22 protein-coding genes are annotated in these 23,500 nt (G+C 56.0%); 10 read left to right on the forward strand and 12 right to left on the reverse strand.

Annotated elements, in window-relative coordinates; translation table 11 throughout:
- Position 1: 1 nt before the first annotated feature.
- From ACN9MQ_RS00625 to gpmM, 3 genes are read right to left on the reverse strand one after another with little or no spacing between them, the layout of a single operon-like run.
- Positions 2-934 carry a divergent polysaccharide deacetylase family protein gene (locus ACN9MQ_RS00625; RefSeq protein ID WP_426021483.1) on the reverse strand — a complete coding sequence of 311 codons (933 nt, stop codon included), beginning with the start codon at positions 932-934 and terminating at the stop codon, positions 2-4.
- A 3-nt stretch (positions 935-937) separates the two neighbouring features.
- Entirely contained in the window at positions 938-2,197 is a 1,260-nt protein-coding gene (gene envC, locus ACN9MQ_RS00630) for a murein hydrolase activator EnvC (RefSeq protein WP_025206449.1), read from the reverse strand.
- Positions 2,198-2,230: 33 nt separating this feature from the next.
- Positions 2,231-3,775 (reverse strand): 2,3-bisphosphoglycerate-independent phosphoglycerate mutase, encoded by a 1,545-nt coding sequence (gpmM, locus tag ACN9MQ_RS00635; RefSeq protein ID WP_063214986.1) that lies wholly within the window; start codon positions 3,773-3,775, stop codon positions 2,231-2,233.
- A gap of 247 nt (positions 3,776-4,022) precedes the next feature.
- On the opposite strand from gpmM, the gene ACN9MQ_RS00640 reads away from it, so the two are divergent.
- The 5 genes from ACN9MQ_RS00640 to cysE all read left to right on the forward strand — a co-directional run bounded on the left by ACN9MQ_RS00640 (position 4,023) and on the right by cysE (position 7,136).
- On the forward strand, positions 4,023-4,454 hold the full coding sequence (locus ACN9MQ_RS00640; protein ID WP_014168077.1) for a rhodanese-like domain-containing protein: 432 nt from the start codon (positions 4,023-4,025) through the stop codon (positions 4,452-4,454).
- Positions 4,455-4,465: 11 nt separating this feature from the next.
- Positions 4,466-4,717: a glutaredoxin 3 gene (gene grxC, locus ACN9MQ_RS00645; protein WP_014168078.1), complete on the forward strand. Its 252-nt coding sequence runs from the start codon at positions 4,466-4,468 to the stop codon at positions 4,715-4,717.
- Positions 4,718-4,749: 32 nt separating this feature from the next.
- Positions 4,750-5,217, forward strand: a complete 468-nt coding sequence (secB, locus tag ACN9MQ_RS00650; RefSeq protein WP_014168079.1) for a protein-export chaperone SecB — start codon at positions 4,750-4,752, stop codon at positions 5,215-5,217.
- Positions 5,217-6,236 carry an NAD(P)H-dependent glycerol-3-phosphate dehydrogenase gene (gene gpsA / locus ACN9MQ_RS00655; protein WP_014168080.1) on the forward strand — a complete coding sequence of 340 codons (1,020 nt, stop codon included), beginning with the start codon at positions 5,217-5,219 and terminating at the stop codon, positions 6,234-6,236. The genes secB and gpsA overlap by 1 nt, the downstream gene beginning before the upstream one ends.
- Positions 6,237-6,314: 78 nt before the next feature.
- Positions 6,315-7,136: a serine O-acetyltransferase gene (gene cysE / locus ACN9MQ_RS00660; protein ID WP_008502718.1), complete on the forward strand. Its 822-nt coding sequence runs from the start codon at positions 6,315-6,317 to the stop codon at positions 7,134-7,136.
- Here the strand turns inward: cysE and trmL are convergent.
- From trmL to ACN9MQ_RS00705, 9 genes are all read right to left on the reverse strand, one after another.
- Entirely contained in the window at positions 7,133-7,606 is a 474-nt protein-coding gene (gene trmL / locus ACN9MQ_RS00665) for a tRNA (uridine(34)/cytosine(34)/5-carboxymethylaminomethyluridine(34)-2'-O)-methyltransferase TrmL (protein ID WP_014168081.1), read from the reverse strand. The two genes, cysE and trmL, sit on opposite strands and share 4 nt — an antisense overlap.
- A 45-nt stretch (positions 7,607-7,651) precedes the next feature.
- Complete coding sequence (locus ACN9MQ_RS00670) at positions 7,652-8,992, reverse strand: MFS transporter (protein ID WP_025206448.1); 1,341 nt, start codon at positions 8,990-8,992, stop codon at positions 7,652-7,654.
- Between the two features lie 182 nt (positions 8,993-9,174).
- A complete protein-coding gene (gene lldD / locus ACN9MQ_RS00675) occupies positions 9,175-10,362 on the reverse strand; it encodes an FMN-dependent L-lactate dehydrogenase LldD (protein WP_014168083.1) in 1,188 nt (395 codons plus the stop codon).
- Positions 10,359-11,132, reverse strand: a complete 774-nt coding sequence (gene lldR, locus ACN9MQ_RS00680) for a transcriptional regulator LldR (RefSeq protein WP_044858573.1) — start codon at positions 11,130-11,132, stop codon at positions 10,359-10,361. The genes lldD and lldR overlap by 4 nt, the downstream gene beginning before the upstream one ends.
- Positions 11,129-12,784 (reverse strand): L-lactate permease, encoded by a 1,656-nt coding sequence (gene lldP, locus ACN9MQ_RS00685; RefSeq protein WP_032680001.1) that lies wholly within the window; start codon positions 12,782-12,784, stop codon positions 11,129-11,131. The genes lldR and lldP overlap by 4 nt, the downstream gene beginning before the upstream one ends.
- Positions 12,785-13,069: 285 nt before the next feature.
- Entirely contained in the window at positions 13,070-13,432 is a 363-nt protein-coding gene (locus ACN9MQ_RS00690) for a YibL family ribosome-associated protein (RefSeq protein ID WP_014168086.1), read from the reverse strand.
- A 58-nt stretch (positions 13,433-13,490) separates the two neighbouring features.
- Entirely contained in the window at positions 13,491-14,078 is a 588-nt protein-coding gene (mtlR, locus tag ACN9MQ_RS00695; RefSeq protein ID WP_025206446.1) for a mannitol operon repressor MtlR, read from the reverse strand.
- Positions 14,078-15,226, reverse strand: coding sequence for a mannitol-1-phosphate 5-dehydrogenase (gene mtlD, locus ACN9MQ_RS00700; RefSeq protein ID WP_044858417.1), 1,149 nt, complete (start codon positions 15,224-15,226; stop codon positions 14,078-14,080). The genes mtlR and mtlD overlap by 1 nt, the downstream gene beginning before the upstream one ends.
- A gap of 98 nt (positions 15,227-15,324) precedes the next feature.
- Entirely contained in the window at positions 15,325-17,232 is a 1,908-nt protein-coding gene (locus ACN9MQ_RS00705; protein ID WP_014168089.1) for a PTS mannitol transporter subunit IICBA, read from the reverse strand.
- Positions 17,233-17,887: 655 nt separating this feature from the next.
- Between ACN9MQ_RS00705 and ACN9MQ_RS00710 the strand changes: the two genes are divergently transcribed.
- The 5 genes from ACN9MQ_RS00710 (at position 17,888) to selB (ending at position 23,414) form a co-directional block, all read left to right on the forward strand.
- Positions 17,888-18,244 carry a DUF3302 domain-containing protein gene (locus tag ACN9MQ_RS00710; protein ID WP_014168090.1) on the forward strand — a complete coding sequence of 119 codons (357 nt, stop codon included), beginning with the start codon at positions 17,888-17,890 and terminating at the stop codon, positions 18,242-18,244.
- A 2-nt stretch (positions 18,245-18,246) separates the two neighbouring features.
- Positions 18,247-19,383 (forward strand): HlyD family secretion protein, encoded by a 1,137-nt coding sequence (locus ACN9MQ_RS00715; protein ID WP_014168091.1) that lies wholly within the window; start codon positions 18,247-18,249, stop codon positions 19,381-19,383.
- An 89-nt stretch (positions 19,384-19,472) separates the two neighbouring features.
- Positions 19,473-20,081 (forward strand): glutathione S-transferase, encoded by a 609-nt coding sequence (locus tag ACN9MQ_RS00720; protein WP_032679336.1) that lies wholly within the window; start codon positions 19,473-19,475, stop codon positions 20,079-20,081.
- Between the two features lie 103 nt (positions 20,082-20,184).
- Complete coding sequence (gene selA, locus ACN9MQ_RS00725; protein ID WP_426262674.1) at positions 20,185-21,570, forward strand: L-seryl-tRNA(Sec) selenium transferase; 1,386 nt, start codon at positions 20,185-20,187, stop codon at positions 21,568-21,570.
- Positions 21,567-23,414 (forward strand): selenocysteine-specific translation elongation factor, encoded by a 1,848-nt coding sequence (gene selB / locus ACN9MQ_RS00730; protein WP_049023115.1) that lies wholly within the window; start codon positions 21,567-21,569, stop codon positions 23,412-23,414. The genes selA and selB overlap by 4 nt, the downstream gene beginning before the upstream one ends.
- Positions 23,415-23,500 lie beyond the last annotated feature (86 nt).

Below are 23,500 nucleotides of genomic sequence, written 5' to 3' on the forward strand. Positions count from 1 at the left end.
ATTATGCTTTTTTACCCCAGCCTTGCCATTGATGCTGCATATATTTCACTAAGGAACTTTGGCTGATACTTTCCCCTATCACGGTAAAGAATCGAGTAGCATATACAGGCTCTGGTGACTGCTTAGGCTTGCAAATTTTCACACCCCTGAATGGATTGCGCGGCTGCGTTACCGGTGGCTGTGCATTGCCAGGACGCGACGTATCAACCTGTGGCTCATTCAGCAGATCGCCTGGACGAACCAGCGTAATATCAGAGGGCAATGTCGGCAGCATCTGCTGCAGAACGCGAACGGTAGACGGGTGCGGGTGGCCGATAGCAATAGCCGAGCCATTGCGTCGGGCTAGCTGTACGGCGCGATTGAACTGTCCGCGGATATCCGCGTCGTTCTGGGTGTCATCGAGGAACACCTTGCGCTTTATTACCTTCACGCCTGTACCCTGCGCGGCACGCATCGCCTGGCTGTTGCCGATGGTCATGCTGTCGAGGAAATAGAGGTTATAGCGCTCCAGCGACTGCATCACTTTGAGCATCCCGTACAGGCTGGAGGTCATCGCGCTACCCATGTGGTTGTTCAGCCCGACGGCGTACGGCACTTTATTGTAAGCATCGCGAATGATGCGATCGATCTCATCGCTGCTCATATCAGGGCGCAAAGTATCTTTTTCCAGCGGCTGCTTGCTGAGCGGTGCCATCGGCAGATGGATGAGAACCTGATGGCCGCTGTTATGCGCTTTGATCGCCATTTCACGCGCGTGCGGCGCATTCGGGAGGACGGCGACAGAGATGGCGGCCGGCATAGCCAGCACCTGATTCTCGGTGTGCGGACGATAACCGAAGTCATCAATCACTATCGCGAGTTTGCCAGCGTAGACCGGTGCTGCCAGCGCCAGTGCACTGGTGAAGGAGAGAACAATTCGACGAAATTGAAGCAAAACTTATCTTCCCAACCACGGCTGTGGATTGACCGCCTGACCCTGGCGACGAATTTCGAAATAGAGTGACGGGCGGCCCTGACCGCCACTGCTGCCCACGAGGGCGATGGGTTGGCCGGCGCGCACCTGAGTACCGACGCTGACCAGTGCGCTCTGGTTGTAGCCGTAAAGGCTCATATCGCCTTTACCGTGCTCCACCACTACCACAAGCCCGTAACCCTGCAGCCAGTCGGCCAGAATCACACGGCCATCAGCGATGGCTTTTACTTCGCTACCTTCAGACGCACCGATAACTATCCCTTTCCAACGTAGTTCACCCTGCAGCTGTTCGCCATAGCGATGCAGAATTGTACCGCGAACGGGCCAGTAAGCCTGACCACGAGGGGAGCCTAAACCGCCGGTACGTGACATCAGGGAGCGTTCGCTTTCGCTTGGCTTGTAGGTCGTACCTTTGCGTGAGGCTTCCTGCTGCTTGTCGCGTACGGCCTGCGCTTCGCGGGCCTCTTTTTCGGCGCGCGCTTTCGCCGCCGCTTCCGCGCGGGCGATGCTGTTACGCAGTTTCGATTCGTTGGCGCGCATTTCGCTCAGCTGGCTTTGGCCTTGCTGAATAGAGGACTCGAGACCGGAAAGGGTTTTCTTGCGCTCGTTGCGGGCCTGCTCGAGCTTCGCTTGTTGCGCCTGCTGTTCGTAGAGCAGCGTCTGTTGCTGGCTCTGCTTCTCTTCGAGCTCGGCTTTTTGCGTGGTGACCTCTTCGCGCGTCTGTTTCAGCTGCGCGATAGTCTCCTGACGCGCCTGGTTCAGATAACCAAAGTAGGCCTGCAGACGCTGACCGCGCTGGCTCTCTTCACCGCTGAGGATCAGCTGAAGGCCCGTGTGCTCTCCCTGGCGGAAAGCAGCATCAAGCTGTGCGGCAAGGTTGCGTTCCTGGGCATCACGCTGGCGTTCCAGTTTGGCAATCGACGCGTTCATTTCGTCGATCTGTTTATTCAACTGGGCGAGGGTGTTTTGCGTTTCACGTAATTTACGTGCGGCAGCGGAGATGGCTTCTTCCTGCTGCTTAAGCTGAGCGAGCAGAGCAGAGCGTTGTTGCTGTTGCTGGCGTACCGCACGCTCTTTCGCGGCGATATCGGCCTGAATGGATTTCAGCTGGTCACGGTCATCCGCGTGGGCGGATGCGGCGCACAGCAATACGCCAGCGCTGAGTGCGCTGGCGCAAAGCAGAGGTCTGACTGATAACCTAAGCGGCTTCACGACCCATGTGATTGAAAAAATCGCCTTTCCCCTCATGGGGAGCGATTATTCCACGATGAACAGCGGCTTACCAGTCATCTCTTCAGGGATCTCCATGCCCATCAGCGACAACATGGTTGGTGCGATGTCGGAAAGCTTGCCGCCTTCCACTGCTTTCAGTGATTTATCACCCACATAAATCAGCGGAACAGGCAGGTTGGTGTGAGCGGTGTGCGCCTGGCCGGTTGCCGGGTCGCGCATCTGTTCTGCGTTACCGTGGTCAGCGGTGATGAGCAGCTGGCCACCAACGGATTCAACCGCTTTCGCGACCTGGTCAACACAGTGATCCAGCGCTTCAACCGCTTTTACGGCGGCTTCCATCACGCCGGTATGACCCACCATGTCGCCGTTCGGGTAGTTACAGATGATGGTGTCGTATTTGCCGCTTTCGATTGCCGCAACCAGTTTTTCAGTCAGCTCGGCAGAGCTCATTTCTGGCTGCAGATCGTAGGTGGCCACTTTGGGTGAGTTAATCAGAATGCGATCTTCGCCTTTGAACGGCTCTTCAACACCGCCGTTAAAGAAGAAGGTGACGTGGGCATATTTCTCGGTTTCGGAGATACGCAGCTGGGTCTTGTCGTTCTTCGCCATCCACTCACCGAAGGTATTGGCCAGTGAAGCGGGTGGATAAGCGCATGGCGCATTGATGTCAGCGGCGTATTCGGTCAGCTGAATAAAGTCGATCTTCACCACTTTCTTACGGGTGAAACCGTCGAAATCACTGTTCACGAACGCACGGGTGATTTCACGCGCGCGGTCAGCACGGAAGTTCATGAAGATCAGCGCGTCGCCGTCTTCCATGGCGGCATCAGCCTGGCCTTCAGCACGAATGACGGTTGCTTTCACGAATTCATCGTTTTCATCACGCGCGTAAGCGGCTTCCAGACCTTCCACCGCGGTCGCGAACTGGAATTCACCTTTTGCCAGCGTCATCAGGTCATAGGCCTGTTCAACGCGATCCCAACGGTTGTCGCGGTCCATTGCGTAGTAGCGCCCGATGATAGAGGCCACACGTCCTTTGCCAAGCGCGGCGAATTTGTTTTCGAAGGAGGCCAGTGAACCTTTTGCGCTGCGTGGTGGCGTATCACGACCGTCCAGGAAAGCGTGCAGATAGATTTTTTCTGCGCCGCGCTCAGCCGCCAGTTCAACCATCGCCATGATGTGATCTTCGTGACTGTGTACGCCACCGGCGGAGAGCAGACCCATGATATGAACTGCTTTACCGGCCGCCACGGCTCTGTCCACCGCGCCGCAAAGCACTGGATTGTTGAAGAAGGTACGTTCTTTGATTTCAACGTCCAGACGCGTCAGGTCCTGATACACGATACGACCTGCACCCAGGTTTACGTGACCCACTTCGGAGTTGCCCATCTGACGATCTGGCAGACCCACTTCCAGCCCGGACGCATCAATCAGGGTGTGGGGACGTTTTGCCCACAGCGCGTCCATCACCGGCGTTTTGGCGTTGAAAATGGCGTTATCCTGTTGATCTTCACGGTAGCCATAGCCATCCAGAATCACCAGTACCATAGGTTTTTTAGAAACCGACATTGCGACAACCTCATGCTCAAGAGTCAAAATTTGCGTAATTTTACTACAGCTGAATCGATCAAATAGCCGCAGAAGATCAAAGAAAGCGCAGGGGCAAGGTGCTTAGCGGACGCTTTTGAGGCAATTTTTTAGGTGGCAGGCCTCAGAAAATGGATTAGGTTATGGTCGCTGGCTGTATTTGCCACAACGCACAGGTATACTCCTGTCCTGGTTTTTTTTAATCACTAAGTCGGAGTAGTTACCCTCCATGCAAGAAATTATGCAATTCGTTAGCCGCCATCCGGTTCTGAGCATCGCGTGGATTGGCCTGCTGGCTGCTGTGCTGTTCACCACATTTAAAGGCCTGACGTCTAAGATTAAGGTTATCACCCGTGGTGAAGCGACGCGTCTGATTAACAAAGAAGATGCCGTCGTGGTCGATCTGCGTCAGCGTGACGATTTCCGTAAAGGTCACATTGCTGGTGCTATCAACCTGTTACCTGCTGAAATCAAAGCGAACAACGTTGGCGAGCTTGAGAAACATAAAGCCCAGCCGATTATCGTTGTTGACGCGACCGGTATGCAGGCGCAGGAATCTGCCAGCGCGCTGCATAAAGCAGGCTTCGAAAACGTAACGGTTCTGAAAGAAGGTATTTCCGGCTGGAGCGGGGAAAATCTTCCTTTGGTTCGCGGTAAATAAGGAGTTCAGTAATGGCCAATATCGAGATCTACACCAAAGCAACGTGCCCGTTCTGCCACCGTGCAAAAGCGCTTCTGAACAGCAAAGGCGTAGCGTTCAAAGAACTGCCGATTGACGGTGACGCGATTAAACGCGAAGAGATGATCCAACGTAGTGGTCGTACGACGGTTCCGCAGATTTTTATTGATGCGCAGCACATTGGCGGCTGTGATGACTTGTATGCGCTCGATGCCCGTGGTGGACTCGATCCGCTGCTGAGCTAAGAGACTTTAGGACAATTAAAAAGGGTTTTTCCATGTCAGAACAAAACAACACCGAAATGACTTTCCAGATCCAGCGTATCTACACCAAGGATGTCTCTTTCGAAGCGCCAAATGCGCCACACGTTTTCCAGAAAGATTGGCAGCCAGAGGTTAAACTTGATCTTGATACCGCATCTACCCAACTGGCGGATGACGTGTATGAAGTCGTACTGCGTGTGACTGTTACTGCCTCTCTGGGCGAAGAGACTGCATTCCTGTGTGAAGTTCAGCAGGGCGGCATCTTCTCCATCGGCGGCATCGAAGGCAACCAGATGGCGCACTGCCTGGGTGCATACTGCCCGAACATTCTGTTCCCGTATGCTCGCGAATGCATCACCAGCCTGGTTTCTCGCGGTACATTCCCGCAACTGAACCTTGCGCCAGTTAACTTTGATGCGCTGTTCATGAACTATCTGCAGCAGCAAGCTGGCGAAGGTACTGAACAACATCAGGATGCCTGATGAGCACTCTTAATGCGTCAATGACTGTGATCGGTGCCGGCTCATACGGCACCGCTCTTGCCATCACGCTGGCAAGAAATGGTCACGAAGTGGTTCTCTGGGGCCACGACCCAAAACATATCGCGACGCTGCAACGCGACCGTTGCAACGTGGCGTTCCTCCCGGACGTTCCGTTCCCAGACTCCCTGCACCTTGAAAGTGACCTTGCGACCGCGCTGGCGGCCAGCCGCAACATTCTGATTGTGGTGCCGAGCCATGTGTTTGGCGAAGTGCTGCGTCAGATCAAGCCGCTGATGCGCCCTGATGCGCGCATTGTATGGGCCACCAAAGGGCTGGAAGCCGAAACCGGACGCCTGTTGCAGGATGTCGCCCGCGAAGCGCTGGGTGATGACATCCCGCTGGCGGTTATCTCGGGGCCGACGTTTGCTAAAGAGCTGGCCGCTGGCCTGCCGACGGCGATCTCGCTGGCATCAACCGATCAGGCCTTCTCCGACGATCTTCAGCATCTGCTGCACTGCGGTAAAAGCTTCCGCGTTTACAGCAACCCCGATTTTATCGGCGTACAGCTGGGCGGTGCGGTGAAGAACGTGATTGCGATCGGCGCCGGAATGTCCGACGGGATTGGCTTTGGTGCCAACGCACGTACCGCACTGATTACGCGCGGCTTAACCGAGATGTCCCGCCTTGGCGCAGCACTGGGTGCCGATCCGACCACCTTCATGGGCATGGCGGGCCTGGGCGATCTGGTGCTGACCTGTACCGACAACCAGTCCCGTAACCGCCGCTTTGGCATGATGCTCGGTGAGGGCATGGATGTGAAAGGCGCGCAGGAGAAGATTGGTCAGGTGGTTGAAGGCTATCGCAATACCAAAGAAGTTCGCGAATTGGCGCACCGTTTTGGTGTCGAAATGCCAATAACCGAGGAAATTTATCAGGTATTGTATTGCGGAAAAAATGCGCGCGAGGCAGCATTGACCTTATTAGGTCGTTCGCGCAAGGATGAGCGCAGCAGTAACTAGTCGCAGGGATTCTTGTTAGCACTATGACCCGGCCAGCACAGAACTGGCCGGTCATTAACATGTCGTCTGGAGTAAGCAATGCCGTGTGAAGAACTGGATATCGTCTGGAACAATATTAAAGCTGAAGCCCGGGCTTTGGCTGACTGCGAGCCAATGCTGGCCAGTTTCTATCATGCGACGCTACTCAAGCACGAAAACCTCGGCAGCGCCCTGAGCTATATGCTCGCCAATAAACTGGCTTCCTCGATTATGCCCGCCATCGCCATTCGTGAAGTGGTGGAAGAGGCCTATGCCGCTGACCCTGAAATGATCGCTTCTGCCGCCTGTGATATCCAGGCCGTGCGCACGCGTGACCCGGCGGTGGACAAATACTCTACGCCGTTGCTGTATCTGAAGGGCTTTCATGCCTTGCAGGCGTATCGCATCGGCCACTGGCTGTGGAATGAAGGCCGCCGCGCGCTGGCTATCTTCCTGCAAAACCAGGTTTCCGTGACCTTCCAGGTGGATATTCACCCGGCCGCGAAAATTGGCCGCGGGATCATGCTTGACCACGCCACCGGCATTGTCGTCGGTGAAACCGCGGTGATTGAAGATGACGTTTCGATTCTGCAGTCGGTCACGTTAGGCGGTACCGGTAAAACCAGCGGCGATCGCCATCCGAAAATCCGTGAAGGGGTGATGATTGGCGCGGGCGCCAAGATCCTCGGCAACATCGAAGTGGGTCGTGGTGCGAAGATTGGCGCCGGTTCGGTTGTTCTGCAGCCTGTTCCGCCGCACACGACTGCCGCTGGCGTACCGGCACGTATTGTCGGTAAACCAGACAGCGACAAACCGTCGATGGATATGGATCAGCACTTCAACGGTATTCACCATACGTTTGAGTATGGTGACGGTATTTAACTTCTGAGAATGGCGCCCGGGTATCCCAGCTGGCGCCATGCTTCATACACCACCACCGACACCGCATTTGACAGGTTCATGCTGCGGCTGTCCGGCATCATCGGAATACGAATCTTCTGCTCAGCGGGCAGGGCATCAAGAATGGTGGCCGGCAGGCCGCGCGTTTCCGGGCCAAACATCAGATAATCACCGTCCTGATAGCGCACGGCGCTATGTGCCGGCGTACCTTTGGTGGTCAGGGCGAACATGCGCTGCGGGTTTTCGCTTTCCAGAAACGCGGCGTAATCATGATGGCGAACCACGGCCGTAAATTCATGATAATCCAGCCCCGCGCGGCGCAGACGTTTGTCGTCCCACGTAAAACCCATCGGCTCGATGATATGCAGACGAAAACCGGTGTTGGCGCACAGGCGGATAATATTGCCGGTATTCGGCGGAATTTCTGGTTCGAATAAAACGATGTTAAGCATGCTGCCCCCTTAATTGCGGGGGCAGAATAGCAGAAACCGGGCCGCTTATGCGACGCCGAGATCCTGCGAGCGGCAACGCAGCATTTTGTAGAAGGTTGCCGCGGCCGCCAGCAGGGCGGGCAGGCTAAGGATCATCAAAATACTGTCTGCCTGCCACTGCATGGAGAGAAGCTGCGCGCTGGTCATGGTGCCCGCCACGCCACCAAAGCGGCCAATGCCCTGCATCCAGGCAATGCCCGTTGCGCGACACTCGGTAGGATAAAAGGTGGCTGCCAGCGTCTGCATTCCCGATTGCGCGCCGTTCATCGCGATCCCCATCAGGAAAATCAAGCCGCCAAACAGGGCGATATGGTTATGTTCAATGCCGAGCGCCAGAATGAGCAGCATGGTCAGGACAAAGCCACCTGCGACCACTTTGTGTGCCTCCCAGCGATCCATCATCCAGCCCGCGAGAAGGATGCCTGCGGTACCGCCGAAGGTGAACAGCGAGGTGAGCCATGCGGATTCCGCGAGGGGATAGCCCATCCCCAGCATCAGTGTCGGCATCCAGCTAAGCAGGACGTAATAAATCACCAGCCCCATAAAATAGGTTACCCATAGCATCAGGGTGCCGGGCAGCCAGGGCTGTGAGAACAGCTGTGCTACGCTCCCTTTTTTGGCGGCGACCCGATCCTCTGCGAGGAAGAAACCGGTGACGCCATCGAGGGTCGTGCGGGCGAAACGGCTGGCGATACGGCGGATCTGCATCATGTCTTTCCCGCGCTGCACCAGGTACTTTACCGATTCCGGTAAAAACAGCATCAGCAGCAGCGTTAATATCAGCGGTGCTATCGCGCCGGTCAGCAGTACGCTTCGCCAGCCATGATGCGGGATAAGCCAGGATGATATCGCCCCACCGCCGGCCGCGCCCAGCGGGAAGCCGCAGTACATGGTATTAATCGCCATGGCGCGACAGCGCTGAGGGGCAAACTCTGAGATGAGGGTGATGGCGTTCGGCATGGCGGCACCCAGCCCCAGACCCGTCAGAAACCGCCATAGCGTCAGGGTGTTAAGGCTTTGTGCCCAGGCCGTCCCCAGGCTTGAAAGGCCGAAGAACAGACAAGAAAAGACCAGTACGCGCTTGCGGCCTATCCGGTCCGATACCGGGCCTGCGACCAGCGCTCCCAGCGACAGCCCGAGCAGTGCTGCGCTCAGTACCGGTCCCAGATCCTGTTTGTGTATGCCCCATTCTGCCGACAGCGTGGGCGCAATGTAGCCCATTGCTGCGGTATCGAAACCATCGATCGCCAGCACCAGAAAGCCCAGCACGATGAGCACCCAGTGAAACCCGGAAAAGGGACTGTCGTCGATCACCTGCTGAATATCCACCTGACCTGAATATCTCATACGCTCCCCTCTGATGTGATGGTGTTTTTGTGTTCTTGTATTTGCTTGTCTATACAATTGCGTGCGGCACAGGTATGTCAAATTTTCTTATCCAATATGTTACCTGGATGTTATTTTTGACAAAAAAAAGCGCCCGAGGGGAGTTCGGACGCGAGGAGAGGGGAAGGGGTATCAGACGGGCGTCAGGCTGCGTCACCCTGGGCAAGCGGTGCCAGTGCGGCGGGTAATTTACCCAACTCCTGCACCAGGGAGTCCTTGCTGATTTCGCGAATCGTTTTTGCGCCGGTCAACGTCATCGCCACTTTCATCTCTTTTTCGATCAGGTTGAGCAGATTCGCCACCCCTGCCTGACCAGCCGTAGCCAGTGCATAAAGATATGCGCGTCCGAGCAATACGCTGTCTGCGCCAAGGGCAATCATACGCACCACGTCAAGCCCGTTGCGGATACCGCTGTCGGCGAGGATAGCGATATCACCTTTCACCGCATCGGCAATCGCCGGCAGTGCGCGTGCGGAAGAGAGTACCCCGTCAAGCTGACGTCCGCCGTGGTTAGAGACCACAATACCGTCAGCGCCAAAGCGCACGGCATCGCGGGCATCTTCCGGGTCGAGGATCCCTTTGATCACCATCGGGCCATCCCAGAATTCGCGGATCCACTCCAGGTCTTTCCACGAGATGGACGGATCGAAATTATTCGCCAGCCAGCCGATGTAATCTTCCAGCCCGGTGGGTTTACCGAGATAGGCCGAGATATTCCCCAGATCGTGCGGGCGACCATTCACACCGACATCCCAGGCCCATTGCGGGTGCGTTACCGCCTGCCAGTAGCGACGCAGGGCAGCATTTGGGCCGCTCATCCCGGAGTGGGCATCGCGGTAACGGGCACCAGGCGTCGGCATATCAACGGTAAAGACCAGCGTTGAACAGCCCGCGGCTTTGGCACGCTCCAGCGCGTTGCGCATAAAGCCGCGATCGCGCAGGACGTACAGCTGGAACCACATCGGACGCTGGAGGGTCGGGGCCACTTCTTCAATCGGGCAGACGGAGACGGTGGAGAGGGTAAACGGAATACCTTTAGCATCCGCTGCCCCTGCCGCCTGGACTTCACCCCGGCGGGCGTACATGCCGCACAAACCGACTGGTGCAAGGGCCACCGGCATGGAAAGCGTTTCGTTAAACAGCGTTGTCTCAAGGCTCAGCTCAGACATATCTTTCAGCACGCGCTGGCGCAGCGCCACTTCCGACAGATCTTCCACGTTGCGGCGCAGGGTGTATTCGGCATATGCCCCACCGTCGATATAGTGGAACAGGAACGGCGGCAAAATGCGCTGCGCTGCGGCGCGATAGTCACTGGCTGCTGAAATAATCATGCTTTGTTCTCCCTGGAAATATCACTGTCGCCAGGCAGACGAGTAATACGCGCCTGTCGGGCCTGATCTTCATCGAATCGTTTAATGGTGGTGTGCACGAACCCCAGATGCGCCATCATCGCTTTGCGCGCGGCCTCTGCATCCCCGGCCAGAATGGCGTTGAGTACCGCCTCGTGCTGTTCGGTCAGTTGGGCAAATACCGGCGGGACCAGATACATACGCTGGCGGCTCTGCTTCACGGAGGATTGCAACAGGTCGAAGAAACCGCGCATGGTCTGGAGCAGAACGACGTTGTGCGACGCTTCAGCAATCGCCAGATGAAACCGCACGTCCGCCTGCGAGGCGATGTCCGGGTCGCTGCTTTGGGTGGCGTCAAAGCAGGCTTTGAGCTTCTCTTTGTCGGCTTCAGTGGCCCGCATGGCCGCATGCCAGGCGGTACTGGTTTCGATGGCGTGCCGCGCTTCAATGATGTCGAAGCTGTAGTCCGGGTCGTTTTCCATCAGTGTTTTAAGCGGCTGCACGATGTTTTGCTCGGACCAGTCATCGTGCTGCCAGCGGACAAAGGTGCCGCCGCCCCGACGGCTTACCAGTACCCCTTCGCTGACCAGCGTCGCCAGCGCCTCGCGCAGTGAGTTACGAGATACACCCAGTTGGGCGGCGAACTGGCGCTCGGCGGGCAATTTCATGCCCGCTTCTAGCTGTTGTTCTTCAATCAGCGCCCGTACGCGAGAGGCAATCTCGTCGGACAGGCGTCTGGGCATGACTATCATGGGATCATCCAGGTTAAGACATAGGCCTGCAGGGTCGTGATCACCCCGACCATACAGGTGAATATCAGGCTGTGTTTCACGGTAAAGCGGAACAGGTCCGACTCTTTACCGACCAGTCCCACCGCCGCACAGGCAATGGCGATGGATTGCGGTGAGATCATCTTGCCGGTCACGCCGCCGGTAGTATTGGCGGCCACCAGAAGGATGTCCGACACGCCAATCTGCTGGGCTGCCGTCGCCTGCAGGGCCGCAAACAGGGCGTTAGATGAGGTATCTGAACCGGTCAGGAACACCCCCAGCCAGCCGAGGAACGGCGAGAAGAACGTGAAGGCGTGGCCGGTATGCGCCAGCGCAAGCGCCAGTGTCGATGACAGGCCGGAATAGTTCGAGATAAACGCGAACGCCAGCACCATGCCGATGGAGTAGATCGGCAGCATCAGCTCCTTAATGGTAGCCGCAAAAGTCTGTACTGCAGCCGCTGGCTTCATGCGTAACCACACCACAGACAGGATAGCGGCAAACAGTATTGCGGTGCCGGTTGCTGAGAACCAGTCAAATTTATACACCGCGGCATACGGCGTGGCGGCGTGCACCACGGGCGGCATACGGGCGACCATCTTGTCGAGGAACGGCACGGAGATGTTAATGACCATCTCATACAGTGCGCCACCCGGTGCGAACAGGGCCTTAAACGGTGGAATACTCCAGAGCGTAACCGTGGCGGTCAGGAACAGGAACGGAGACCATGCGCGAATGATTTGTCCCGCGGTATAACCGGTACGTGCCAGGGTTTGATCGACGTGTGAAGCACCCATATCGGCGAAACGGAAGATGCGTACCGGCTGCCAGCGTTTCAGGAACAGCGTCAGGCAGACCAGCGACACCAGTGAAGAGATAATGTCCGGCAATTCGGGGCCGAGGAAATTCGAGCTGAGATACTGGGCAATGGCAAACGAGCCGCCAGCGACGACCACCGCAGGCCATGTCTCTTTCACGCCGCGCCAGCCATCCATAATCGCCATGATCCAGAACAGCACGATGATGGTCAGGAACGGCAGCTGACGGCCAACCATCTGGCCAATTTCAAAGCTGTCCAGACCGGTGACCTGCCCGGCGACCAGAATCGGGATCCCCATCGCACCAAACGCCACCGGCGCGGTGTTAACGATCAGACAAAGACCTGCGGCGTAAAGCGGGTTGAACCCCAGCCCGACTAACAGCGCCGCGGTGATGGCAACCGGTGCGCCAAACCCGGCCGCCCCTTCCAGAAAAGCCCCGAAGGAGAAACCGACAATCAGCATCTGCAAACGCTGGTCCGGGGTAATGGAAAGTATCGATGAGCGGATAATGTCGAACTGCCCGGTTTTCACCGAGATTTTGTAGACAAAGACCGCCGCGATGATGATCCACGCAATCGGCCACAGGCCGTAGAAGAAACCATAGACGACGGAGGCCAGCGCGCGATCGACCGGCATTTTATAGAAGAACAGTGCCACCATCAGCGCAATGGCAACGGTGTACGTCGCGGCCAGGTATCCCTTCAGCTTGAGCTTAATCAGCGCAAAGAAGAAGAACAGGATCGGAAGCGATGCGATCAGGCTCGACAGCCAGATATTGCCAGCCGGATCGTAGTTTTGTTGCCAGAGGCTCATGCAGGTCTCCTGAGGACCAGACAGTCTGCGTAGCGGGTGAGTCTCCGCTCATCTCTGCGTCACAAACTGTGTAAAAGTGGTCCTGCCAATATTGTGTTGTAGGGTGAATGACAATAAATGGTTAACCAGTTGTTATGAGTCAGCAATGATTTTGTGAGGGGAATTAGTGGAATTGTGAACCAGGAAAGTGATTACCGGGAGATTGGTTGGGCCAATTTTAAGCGGTGAGGGGGGCGACGCGGTGTGGTTTTCGCCCTCTCGCCTGGGAGAGAGGGCGGGGGACGATCAAAACGCGGTCTTACAAAAACCCGTCATCTCTTTCAGACCCATTTCGCGACCAAGCTCGGTCATGGGATGAACCACCACCAGGCCACGGACGCTTTTCTTCAGCTTGCCCATGTCGGCCTGCTCTTTTTTAGTGATGGCGCGACGGTGCGGCATGCTCAACAGCTTTTGGGCTTCGTTGCTCAGCTTCTGGCCTTTGACTTCGCGCAGACGCTCGATTTCCGCTTCAAGCTTCTCACTCTCTTTCTCCAGCTCGGCATACTTCTCGGCGGACTCAACCAGCGAGAGACCAGCCATCTGGTGGCGGATCAGATCCAGGCGGTCGCTCAGGCGTTTAATTTCGTTCTTTTCGACTTCTTTCATGACAAATAACTCTGAAAACGGGGAATTTACAGGGAAGGATACACCAATGTGAGCAGGCTTACTTCTGAAACGCTTTTTTTAAGCTGATTCGGGAAATCAGCTCAGTCAGGGAAAGGACCATTGTGGAACGGACAACCTGTTGATAACGCAGCTTTTGCATCGCGTACAGCTCAGGGTCACTGTTATCAAAATGGGGAGCAGGGGGAAGCGCGGTGACGCAGTGTAGCTCGCCGAAGGGGCCAAGGATCTCATCATCGGTAAAGGTGTACTCATTACCGTCATGATTTAACTCTTCGCGCAGCGCCATCAGCAGCTCGGCATCTTCATACTCTTGTCGGTTCAACACGCCAAGACCATAAATCAACTTCAGACGTACCGATAAATCGCCCAGCGGTCCGTCTCCGTCCAGTAACGGTTCTACAGCATATTTTACCGCGTAGTCGTCTTTGCGAAACACCTGAAGTACCAGAATATTCACCGCCTCGGTTAGCAACTCGACGGCGGCAATCAGGAAACTTCGTACGGTTTTGCCAGCATTCAGACGCTCAAGCACGCGATTTTCAAAGGCCTGGGTTTGTTCCATTATTGCCTGCATATCTGACAATCTGTTATTTGGGCGCAGGCTATCCTGCGCCGCACTCTGCATCATTTGATTGCGTTGTAAGCGTTCACCGCCTCCACAACCACGTCGCTGTTGGCATCCAGACCAGAGATCTGCGCCAGCGCACCCTGCGGGCCTTTATCGTTAATCAGCTGAGCCAGCTCCTGCGCCTGTGGATCCTGTTCGCTGCGGTAATGCATCGCGGCCGCAATCCCTTTCACCAGGTTGGCGTGCGCAAGATCATACTCCAGCGTGCCCAGCAGCGGTTTAATCAGGCGATCGCCCGCGCTCAGTTTACGCAGTGGCTGACGGCCTACGCGCTCAACGTCATCTTTCAGATACGGGTTTTCAAAACGACCGAGGATTTTCTGGATGTATGCTGCATGTTTCTCAGCATCAAAACCGTAGCGTTTGATCAGCACCGCGCCGCTCTCTTCCATTGCCCCTTTAACCACCGCACGGATGCTCTCATCGAGGATCGCGTCACGAATGGTCTGATGACCGGCCAATTTTCCGAGGTACGCGGTTATAGCATGCCCGGTGTTCAGCGTGAAGAGTTTACGTTCGACAAAGGCCATCAGGTTATCGGTTAATTCCATCCCCGGAATGGTTGGCAGCGCGCCTTTAAACTGGGTTTTATCAACGATCCACTCGCTGAAGGTTTCCACGGTCACTTCCAGCGGATCGTGGGTGGCGGATTCTGACGGCGGAACGATACGGTCAACGGCGGAATCCACAAAGCCGACGTGCGCTTCCACCCAGGCTTTATCTTCGTCCGCGACGGCGGCGAGCACATGGCCTTTCAGCTGCGTGGTGCCGCGCACCATGTTTTCACAGGCGATGATGTTCAGCGGTGTGTCGATGCCCTGCGCTTTACGTTTTGCCAGGCCTTTCGCCACCGCAGGGGCAATGCGCTCAAGCACCACCGGGCCAACGGCCGTGGTCACCAGATCGACACTGGCGATGAGGTCGATAACGTCTTCGCCAATGCTGCTTACCGCATTAACGCCAGACACCGTCTCAACCTGCTCGTTTTCGCCTACCACGTGTACCTGATAGCTATGACGGGCATTCAGGGCATCCAGGACTACCTGATTCACATCGGCGAATGTCAGCGTAATGCCTGCGTCTGCCAGCAGTTTACCGATAAAGCCACGACCGATATTACCTGCGCCAAAATGTAATGCTTTCATAGTATTAACCTTAATCAATGTTTTTACCCGAGAGGGCTGGGGTGAGGCTTGGCCCTCACCCTAACCCTCTCCCCACAGGGGAGAGGGAAGAGGTTCCGTTACTTGTTCAACAGCGCCAGCACTTCTTCCACGCTGGTGGTGTTGGCCAGACGTTCAATGACAGAGTCGTCATCCAGCGCGTTGGTCAGGCTGGTAATCACCTGGATGTGCTCGTTGTTGCGAGCGGCGATACCAATCACCAGGCGGGCGATGTCGTCTTCTTCTTCACCGAAGCGTACACCATCCGGATACTGGCAGAACACCACGCCGGTTTTCAGTACGCGGTCTTTCGCTTCAACCGTACCGTGTGGAACCGCAATGGATTCACCCAGATAGGTTGGAGTCAGCTTTTCACGCTCCAGCATCGCGTCAACGTATTCAGGCTGCACGTAGCCGCCTTTCACCAGCTGTTCACCGGCAAAGCGAATCGCCTCTTCCTTGTGGGACGCCGTGCGGCCCAGGAAGATGTTTTCTGCGCCCAGGCGGAACAGGTGGCTGTCGTTCGCGTCAAAGCTGTCTTTCAGGCTGTCGCGGACTTTGACTTCGTTATCTTCATGACGCTGTGCGGCCACCAGGCGTTCGGTCAGGTTGGTGTACAGGCCGCTGTCCAGGAAGTTGGTCAGCGAAATGTGCTGTGCCTGAGGAACCTGACGCATCGCACGTTCGGTCAGATCGCGGTGCGTAATCACCAGGTCAACATCTGCAGGCAGGCTGTTGATGGCGCTGTTGGTGACGGAGATGTTGGTCAGACCCGCATCCTGCACTTTCTTACGCAGCACGCCGGCACCCATGGCGCTGGAACCCATACCTGCATCACAGGCCACGATGATTTTACGTACGTGGCTCAGGTCGTTAGAGACATCGCCCGCCGCCAGCGGCGTGGCGCCTTTTGATTCGGCTTTCATGTCATGCATACGACGGGTTGCCGCTTCGATATCGTCATCTTCTTTCACTTTGCTGGTTTTCAGCAGGATAGAAGAGACCACGAAGGAGACGGCCATTGCCGCACAGATGGCTGCGATGTTAGCGAAATAGGCACCTTTCGGGGTCATCGCCAGGACCGCCAGGATGGAGCCTGGAGAGGCCGGAGAAACCAGACCACCGCCCAGCACGCTCAGGGTGAACACGCCCGTCATACCGCCGAGGATAACGGCCAGGATCAGACGTGGGTTCATCAGCACGTAAGGGAAGTAAATTTCGTGGATACCGCCCAGGAAGTGGATGATAGCCGCACCGCCCGCAGACTGTTTCGCACTGCCGCGACCAAAGAACATGTACGCCAGCAGAACACCCATGCCCGGGCCCGGGTTGGCTTCAATCAGGAAGAAGATGGACTTGCCGAGGTCATGAGACTGCTGAATGCCCAGCGGTGAGAAGATACCGTGGTTAATGGCGTTGTTGAGGAACAGGATTTTCGCCGGTTCAACAAAGATAGACGCCAGCGGCAACATGTCGTGCGCAACCATGAAGTTAACGCCTGCCGCCAGAACTTTGGACAGCACTTCAACCGCAGGGCCAATGCCGAGGAACGCCAGAATCGCGAGGATCATACCGATGATGCCCGCAGAGAAGTTGTTCACCAGCATTTCGAAGCCGGATTTGATCTTGCCATCAACCCAGACGTCGAATTTCTTAATTGCCCAGCCGCCCAGAGGGCCCGCAATCATTGCACCGAGGAACATCGGCATATCCGCACCGACGATAACCCCCATCGTCGTGATGGCACCCACAACGCCACCACGGTCTCCACCCACCAGACGACCACCGGTAAACCCGATAAGCAGCGGCAGCAGGTAGGTAATCATTGGGCCAACAAGTTTCGCCAGCGTTTCGTTAGGCAACCACCCTGTCGGAATGAACAACGCAGTGATGATACCCCACGCGATAAACGCGCCGATATTTGGCATCACCATATTGCTGAGGAAACGACCAAAGCTTTGAACTTTGATCTTGAAATCGGATGACATAAAACACCCCTTCTTCTGTTTACGCTTAGGCTTGCGGCCCGAGGTTTATTGTTAATGAGGCGGCAGAGGTAGCCGGGCCCTGTTCTGATGCTGTGAAATCTGGCACTGAATCGTTCAACTGTCCAGACGACGGAAATTTGTGTGATATGAATCACGTAAATGTAGGGGGTGCAGACATGAATGAAGTGATCTTCATCACAAAAATGGTGGATAAAAAAAATACGATGGCGATAAATAAAGCAAAAACCACCCACTTCTGTGATGTAAATCACATTTGGTTGTCGTGAGTTTGTTTCTGGATTGTGATTAATTTCACAAAAAATTTTTATGCAGAATTCTCCGGATGTGATCGGCGACAAATTCTGCCTGGCGATTCAACGCCAGGATGTCATGAAGTCACACATAAAGCTAAAAAATGACTTTTCATGTGTGGTATGGCGAAAAGCAATAAGGTACGTTACGCTCATATTGTAAGGTTAAGTCTATTATTATTCAGGATATATTTTGACACGCTTATAAACTTGCATGGAGATATTATAAAAAACGATACTCCCCGGCTCTGGAATATAAGTACACCTCGTATTTATAAAAAATTAATTAGGTTGCGTACCGTTTTATTAATTTAATGAGTTGACGTTGTTTAAGTGAGGAGAATATGTTTCTCAACTATTTTGCGCTGGGCGTATTGATTTTTGTATTTCTGGTTCTTTTTTACGGAATCATCGCCATCCATGATATTCCTTATAATATGGCCAAAAAACGGAATCATCCCCATGCGGATGCCATTCATACGGCGGGATGGATTAGCCTGTTTACGCTCCATGCGATTTGGCCGTTCCTGTGGATTTGGGCCACGTTGTACCGCGAAGATCGCGGCTGGGGGATGCAGAACCACATCTCAAAACCTGATGAGGTCCCGGGTATGGATGCTCTGACTAAACGTGTGGCCGAATTAGAACAAAAACTGGCAGCAGTACCTCCCACGGCTGACAAGAACACGCTGGAGCACTAATCATGGATCTGCTGATTATTTTGACCTATGTGGCCTTTGCCTGGGCCATTTTTAAAATATTCCGTATTCCGGTAAACCAGTGGACCCTCGCGACCGCAACATTAGGTGGGGTGTTTATTGTCGCCGGGCTTATCCTGTTGATGAACTATAACCATCCCTATACCTTTACGGCGCAAAAAGCGGTTATTTCCATTCCGATTACGCCGCAGGTTACTGGGGTAGTGAGTGAAGTTACCGATAAAAATAACCAGCTAATTAAAAAAGGCGAAGTGTTATTTAAACTTGATCCGGGCCGCTATCAGGCGCGCGTCGACAGACTGCAGGCCGACCTGGTCACCGCCACGCACAATATCGACAATCTCAAAGCGCAGCTTGCGGAAGCGGTCGCCAATACCACGCGCGTGTCCGCTGAACGTGACCGCCTGTATAAAGATTACCAGCGCTACCTGAAGGGCAGCCGGGCAAAGGTTAACCCGTTCTCTGAAAGCGATATCGACAACGCACGGCAAAACTATCTGGCGCAGGATGCGCTGGTAAAAGGCTCGGTGGCTGAACAGACGCAAATACAAAGTCAGTTAGACAGTATGGTCAACGGTGAGCAATCCCAGGTTGCTTCCCTGCGTGCTCAGCTTGCTGAAGCGAAATACAACCTGGATCAGACCGTGGTGCGTGCGCCGAGCAATGGCTATATCACGCAGGTGCTGATTCGTCCGGGGACCTATGCTGCCGCGCTGCCGCTGCGCCCGGTCATGGTCTTTATTCCTGAACAGAAACGCCAGATTGTGGCCCAGTTCCGTCAGAACTCGCTGCTGCGTCTGAAGCCGGGCGACGAAGCGGAAGTGGTCTTCAACGCGCTGCCGGGCCAGGTCTTCTCCGGCAAGCTCACCAGTATTCTGCCGGTGGTGCCGGGGGGGTCATACCAGGCGCAGGGTGCGCTGCAGTCGCTGACCGTGATCCCTGGCACCGATGGCGTATTAGGCACTATCGAGCTGGAGCCGAATGCTGATGTCGATGCGCTGCCCGACGGCATTTATGCTCAGGTGGCGGTCTATTCGGATCACTTTGCTCACGTCTCGGTAATGCGTAAGGTGCTGCTGCGTATGACCAGCTGGATGCACTACCTCTATCTCGATCACTAACCCCTTCAGGGCAGGAATGCGACACGCATACCTGCCCTTTTTTCATCGCTTGATCCATACTGACTTTTTTCGGCATCAAGGATCAGGCAATGAAACTTATCGGCAGCTACACCAGTCCCTTCGTGCGAAAAATCTCGATTCTCCTGCTGGAGAAAGGGATTGAATTCGAGTTCGTCAATGAACAGCCTTATCACGCTGAAAACGGTGTGGCGCAGTACAACCCGCTGGGAAAAGTGCCGGCGCTGGTAACAGACGAAGGCCAGTACTGGTTTGATTCCCCCATTATTGCGGAGTACATCGAGCTGCTCGGCGTGGCCCCGGCGATGTTACCGGCCGATCCAAACGCGGCGCTGGCAATGAAGCAAATTGAAGCGCTGGCCGACGGTATTATGGATGCGGCGTTAACGTCCGTACGCGAGCAGGCAAGACCCGCCGCTCAGCAGTCTGAAACGGAACTGTTACGCCAGCGTGAAAAAATCAGCCGCAGCCTGGACTGGTGCGAACAGCTTATCCGGGAGGGAAAAATTCAACCCGATAGTCTGAACCTGGCGACGATAGCCATTGCCTGCGCCATCGGTTATCTCAATTTCCGCCGCGTTTCCCCCGGCTGGTGCGTCGACCGTCCGTTGCTGGTGAAGCTTGCAGAAACACTCTTTCAGCGCGAGAGCTTTGCCCGTACCGAACCGCCAAAGGCTTGATGCGGGTTATAACACTTCGCAGCAGGAGGCGGTACAATCCCTTCTTATGTTGACTCCCTCTCCCGTCGGGAGGGGGGATGATATTTACTCGCCAGGCGCTTTCATGACAACTCATCACTCCCTGTACAGCCAGATCCCTGCAACCGACCGTCTTCTTCGCGAGCCGCGCGTGCATGCTGCCGTTGCGCGGTTCGGCCATACCGCGACGGTTGAAATATTACGTCTGCTTCAGGACGAAGCCCGCAGCCATATTCAGACAGAAAATGCATTGCCGGACTGGTGTGCGGCGTGGGGGCAGGAAGTGGAGCTGAGGCTCGAGGAGAAAGCACAAAGCGCGTTACGCCCGGTCATCAACCTGACGGGAACCGTGCTGCACACCAACCTTGGTCGCGCTCAACAGGCAGAAGAGGCCGTCGCTGCGGTCGTGCAGGCCATGCGTTCCCCCGTGACGCTTGAGTACGATCTGGACGGCGCAGGGCGCGGACATCGCGATCGGGCGCTGGCGGACCTGCTCTGCGAGCTGACCGGCGCAGAAGATGCCTGCATCGTGAATAACAACGCGGCGGCGGTACTATTAATGCTGGCAGCGACCGCCAGCGGTAAAGAGGTGGTGGTTTCCCGTGGCGAGCTGGTCGAGATTGGCGGTGCGTTTCGCATTCCGGATGTTATGCGCCAGGCGGGCTGTACCCTGCATGAAGTGGGCACCACCAACCGCACGCATGCAAAAGATTATCGCGCGGCAGTGAATGAAAATACCGGGCTGCTGATGAAGGTTCACACCAGTAATTATCAGATAGCCGGATTCACCAAAACCGTTGAAGAGGCGGAGCTGGCGGAGCTGGGCCGTGAGCTGGGTGTGCCGGTGGTGGCCGACCTCGGTAGCGGTTCGCTGGTCGATCTGAGCCAGTACGGTCTGCCAAAAGAGCCCATGCCGCAGGAGATGATTGCGGCGGGCGTCAGTCTCGTGAGTTTCTCCGGCGACAAACTGCTTGGCGGACCGCAGGCGGGGATTATCGTGGGTAAACGTGCGCTTATTGCGAAGCTGCAGCAGCACCCGCTCAAGCGTGCACTGCGAGCCGATAAAATGACGCTTGCTGCGCTGGAAGCGACGCTGCGCCTTTATCTCCACCCGGAAAAACTGGCTGAACGTCTGCCCACGCTGCGCCTGCTGGCCCGTGATGCCGCCTCAATTCGCGCCCAGGGTGAACTGCTATTGCCACACGTTGCGCCGCACTACCCCGATTTTGACATGCGCCTTGAAGCTTGTCAGTCGCAGATCGGCAGCGGTTCACTGCCGGTGGACAGGCTGCCCAGCGCGGCGCTCACATTTACACCCCGTGACGGACGCGGCAGCCAGCTTGACGCTTTGTCGGCGCGCTGGCGTGCCTTGCCAGCACCGGTTATCGGGCGCATTTACGATGGCCGAATGTGGCTGGATCTACGCTGTCTTGAAGATGAAGCGCGATTTCTGGAGATGCTGTTGAAATGATTATTGCCACCGCCGGTCACGTCGACCACGGAAAAACCACCTTATTACAGGCCCTGACCGGGGTGAATGCCGATCGTCTGCCGGAAGAGAAAAAACGCGGCATGACCATCGATCTGGGCTATGCCTACTGGCCTCAGCCTGATGGCCGGGTGCTGGGTTTTATTGATGTACCGGGACACGAGAAGTTTCTTTCTAACATGCTGGCGGGCGTCGGTGGCATCGATCATGCTCTGCTGGTGGTGGCCTGTGATGACGGCGTGATGGCGCAAACGCGTGAACATCTGGCAATTTTACAGCTGACGGGCAACCCGCAGCTGACCGTTGCGCTGACCAAAGCTGACCGCGTCGATGAGGCGCGACTCAACGGGGTACGCGAAACCGTGCAGGCGACCTTGCGGGAGTATGGATTTGCCGATGCGCCATTATTCGTCACCGTGGCGACAGAAGGGCGCGGTATTGACGAACTTTGCCACCATTTGCAGCAGCTTACTTCACGCGAGCATGCCAGCCATCATCGTTTCCGTCTGGCGATCGACCGGGCCTTTACCGTTAAAGGCGCGGGGCTGGTGGTCACCGGTACCGCGCTGAGCGGTGAAGTGAACGTGGGCGATACCTTATGGCTCACGGGTGCCAACGCCCCGATGCGTGTGCGCGGTTTGCATGCGCAGAACCAGCCCGTAGAGCATGCCCATGCCGGGCAGCGCATCGCGCTCAATATTGCGGGCGATGCGGAAAAAGAGAAGCTTAACCGTGGCGACTGGCTGCTGGCCGGTGTACCGCCAGAGCCTTCTGAGCGGGCGATCGTCGCCCTGCAGACGCATGTGCCGCTGACCCAATGGCAGCCGCTGCATATCCACCACGCGGCCAGCCATATCACCGGGCGCGTGTCACTGCTGGAAAACGACCTTGCCGAACTGGTTTTCGATTCGCCACTGTGGCTCGCGGATAATGACCGTCTGGTACTGCGTGACATTTCGGCCCGGGAGACGCTGGCCGGGGCGCGGGTGGTCACGCTCAACCCGCCGCGTCGCGGCAAGCGCAAGCCGGAGTATCTGCAATGGCTGGGAGCGCTGGCGCAGGCCGCGGATGATAAAGCCGCGTTGCTTGTTCATCTTGAGCGCGGTGCCGTCAATCTGAGCGATTTCGCATGGGCTCGTCAGCTCAGCGCGGAAGGATTACGCCTGCTGACCCAGGAGCCTGGTTTTATTCAGGCGGGTAACAATTTACTGAATGCCCCGGTCGCAGCATGCTGGCAGCGCAAGGTATTGACCACGCTCGCCACTTACCATGAACAACATCAGGATGAACCCGGCCCGGGACGTGAACGCCTGCGACGCATGGCGTTGCCGATGGAAAACGATGCGCTGGTGCTGCTGCTGATTGAAAACATGCGCGAAAGTGGGCTGATAAAAAGCCACCATGGCTGGCTGCATCTGCCGGATCACAAAGCCGGGTTTAACGCCGGGCAAGAGGCGATATGGCAGAAAGTGGCCCCGCTGTTTGGCGACGAGCCCTGGTGGGTTCGCGATCTCGCACGTGAAACGAATACCGACGAACAGGTGATGCGCCAGGTATTGCGCCATGCGGCGCAGCAGGGGTTAATTGTCGCGATCGTGAAAGATCGTTATTACCGTAACGATCGCATTGTGGCGTTTGCTAACCTGATCCGCGAGCTGGATCAGGCGCGAGGCACGACCTGTGCAGCAGATTTCCGCGATCGGCTGAACGTCGGGCGCAAGCTGGCGATTCAGATCCTGGAATATTTCAACCGCATCGGCTTTACCCGTCGTCGTGGCAACGATCATTTATTGCGGGATTCGTTATTATTTCCTGAAACTCCGTGACCCCCGTCGTAAACACCGTTACCGGCTGGCGAGAAAATCGCCAGCCGGAACTACCCTTGTTGTACACCAACAGCAAGGAGACGGTT

Origin of the sequence: Enterobacter sp. R-25 (assembly GCF_049913205.1) — a bacterium.
In the GTDB taxonomy this organism is placed as follows: domain Bacteria; phylum Pseudomonadota; class Gammaproteobacteria; order Enterobacterales; family Enterobacteriaceae; genus Enterobacter; species Enterobacter ludwigii.

What these genes read in the sequence shown, in the direction of transcription:
- gpmM (WP_063214986.1), bottom strand. Translation starts at nt 3,775, where the DNA reads ATGTCGGTTTCTAAAAAACCTATGGTACTGGTGATTCTGGATGGCTAT.
- ACN9MQ_RS00640 (WP_014168077.1), top strand. Translation starts at nt 4,023, where the DNA reads ATGCAAGAAATTATGCAATTCGTTAGCCGCCATCCGGTTCTGAGCATC.
- grxC (WP_014168078.1), top strand. Translation starts at nt 4,466, where the DNA reads ATGGCCAATATCGAGATCTACACCAAAGCAACGTGCCCGTTCTGCCAC.
- secB (WP_014168079.1), top strand. Translation starts at nt 4,750, where the DNA reads ATGTCAGAACAAAACAACACCGAAATGACTTTCCAGATCCAGCGTATC.
- gpsA (WP_014168080.1), top strand. Translation starts at nt 5,217, where the DNA reads ATGAGCACTCTTAATGCGTCAATGACTGTGATCGGTGCCGGCTCATAC.
- cysE (WP_008502718.1), top strand. Translation starts at nt 6,315, where the DNA reads ATGCCGTGTGAAGAACTGGATATCGTCTGGAACAATATTAAAGCTGAA.
- trmL (WP_014168081.1), bottom strand. Translation starts at nt 7,606, where the DNA reads ATGCTTAACATCGTTTTATTCGAACCAGAAATTCCGCCGAATACCGGC.
- ACN9MQ_RS00670 (WP_025206448.1), bottom strand. Translation starts at nt 8,992, where the DNA reads ATGAGATATTCAGGTCAGGTGGATATTCAGCAGGTGATCGACGACAGT.
- lldD (WP_014168083.1), bottom strand. Translation starts at nt 10,362, where the DNA reads ATGATTATTTCAGCAGCCAGTGACTATCGCGCCGCAGCGCAGCGCATT.
- lldR (WP_044858573.1), bottom strand. Translation starts at nt 11,132, where the DNA reads ATGATAGTCATGCCCAGACGCCTGTCCGACGAGATTGCCTCTCGCGTA.
- lldP (WP_032680001.1), bottom strand. Translation starts at nt 12,784, where the DNA reads ATGAGCCTCTGGCAACAAAACTACGATCCGGCTGGCAATATCTGGCTG.
- ACN9MQ_RS00690 (WP_014168086.1), bottom strand. Translation starts at nt 13,432, where the DNA reads ATGAAAGAAGTCGAAAAGAACGAAATTAAACGCCTGAGCGACCGCCTG.
- mtlR (WP_025206446.1), bottom strand. Translation starts at nt 14,078, where the DNA reads ATGCAGAGTGCGGCGCAGGATAGCCTGCGCCCAAATAACAGATTGTCA.
- mtlD (WP_044858417.1), bottom strand. Translation starts at nt 15,226, where the DNA reads ATGAAAGCATTACATTTTGGCGCAGGTAATATCGGTCGTGGCTTTATC.
- ACN9MQ_RS00705 (WP_014168089.1), bottom strand. Translation starts at nt 17,232, where the DNA reads ATGTCATCCGATTTCAAGATCAAAGTTCAAAGCTTTGGTCGTTTCCTC.
- ACN9MQ_RS00710 (WP_014168090.1), top strand. Translation starts at nt 17,888, where the DNA reads ATGTTTCTCAACTATTTTGCGCTGGGCGTATTGATTTTTGTATTTCTG.
- ACN9MQ_RS00715 (WP_014168091.1), top strand. Translation starts at nt 18,247, where the DNA reads ATGGATCTGCTGATTATTTTGACCTATGTGGCCTTTGCCTGGGCCATT.
- ACN9MQ_RS00720 (WP_032679336.1), top strand. Translation starts at nt 19,473, where the DNA reads ATGAAACTTATCGGCAGCTACACCAGTCCCTTCGTGCGAAAAATCTCG.
- selA (WP_426262674.1), top strand. Translation starts at nt 20,185, where the DNA reads ATGACAACTCATCACTCCCTGTACAGCCAGATCCCTGCAACCGACCGT.
- selB (WP_049023115.1), top strand. Translation starts at nt 21,567, where the DNA reads ATGATTATTGCCACCGCCGGTCACGTCGACCACGGAAAAACCACCTTA.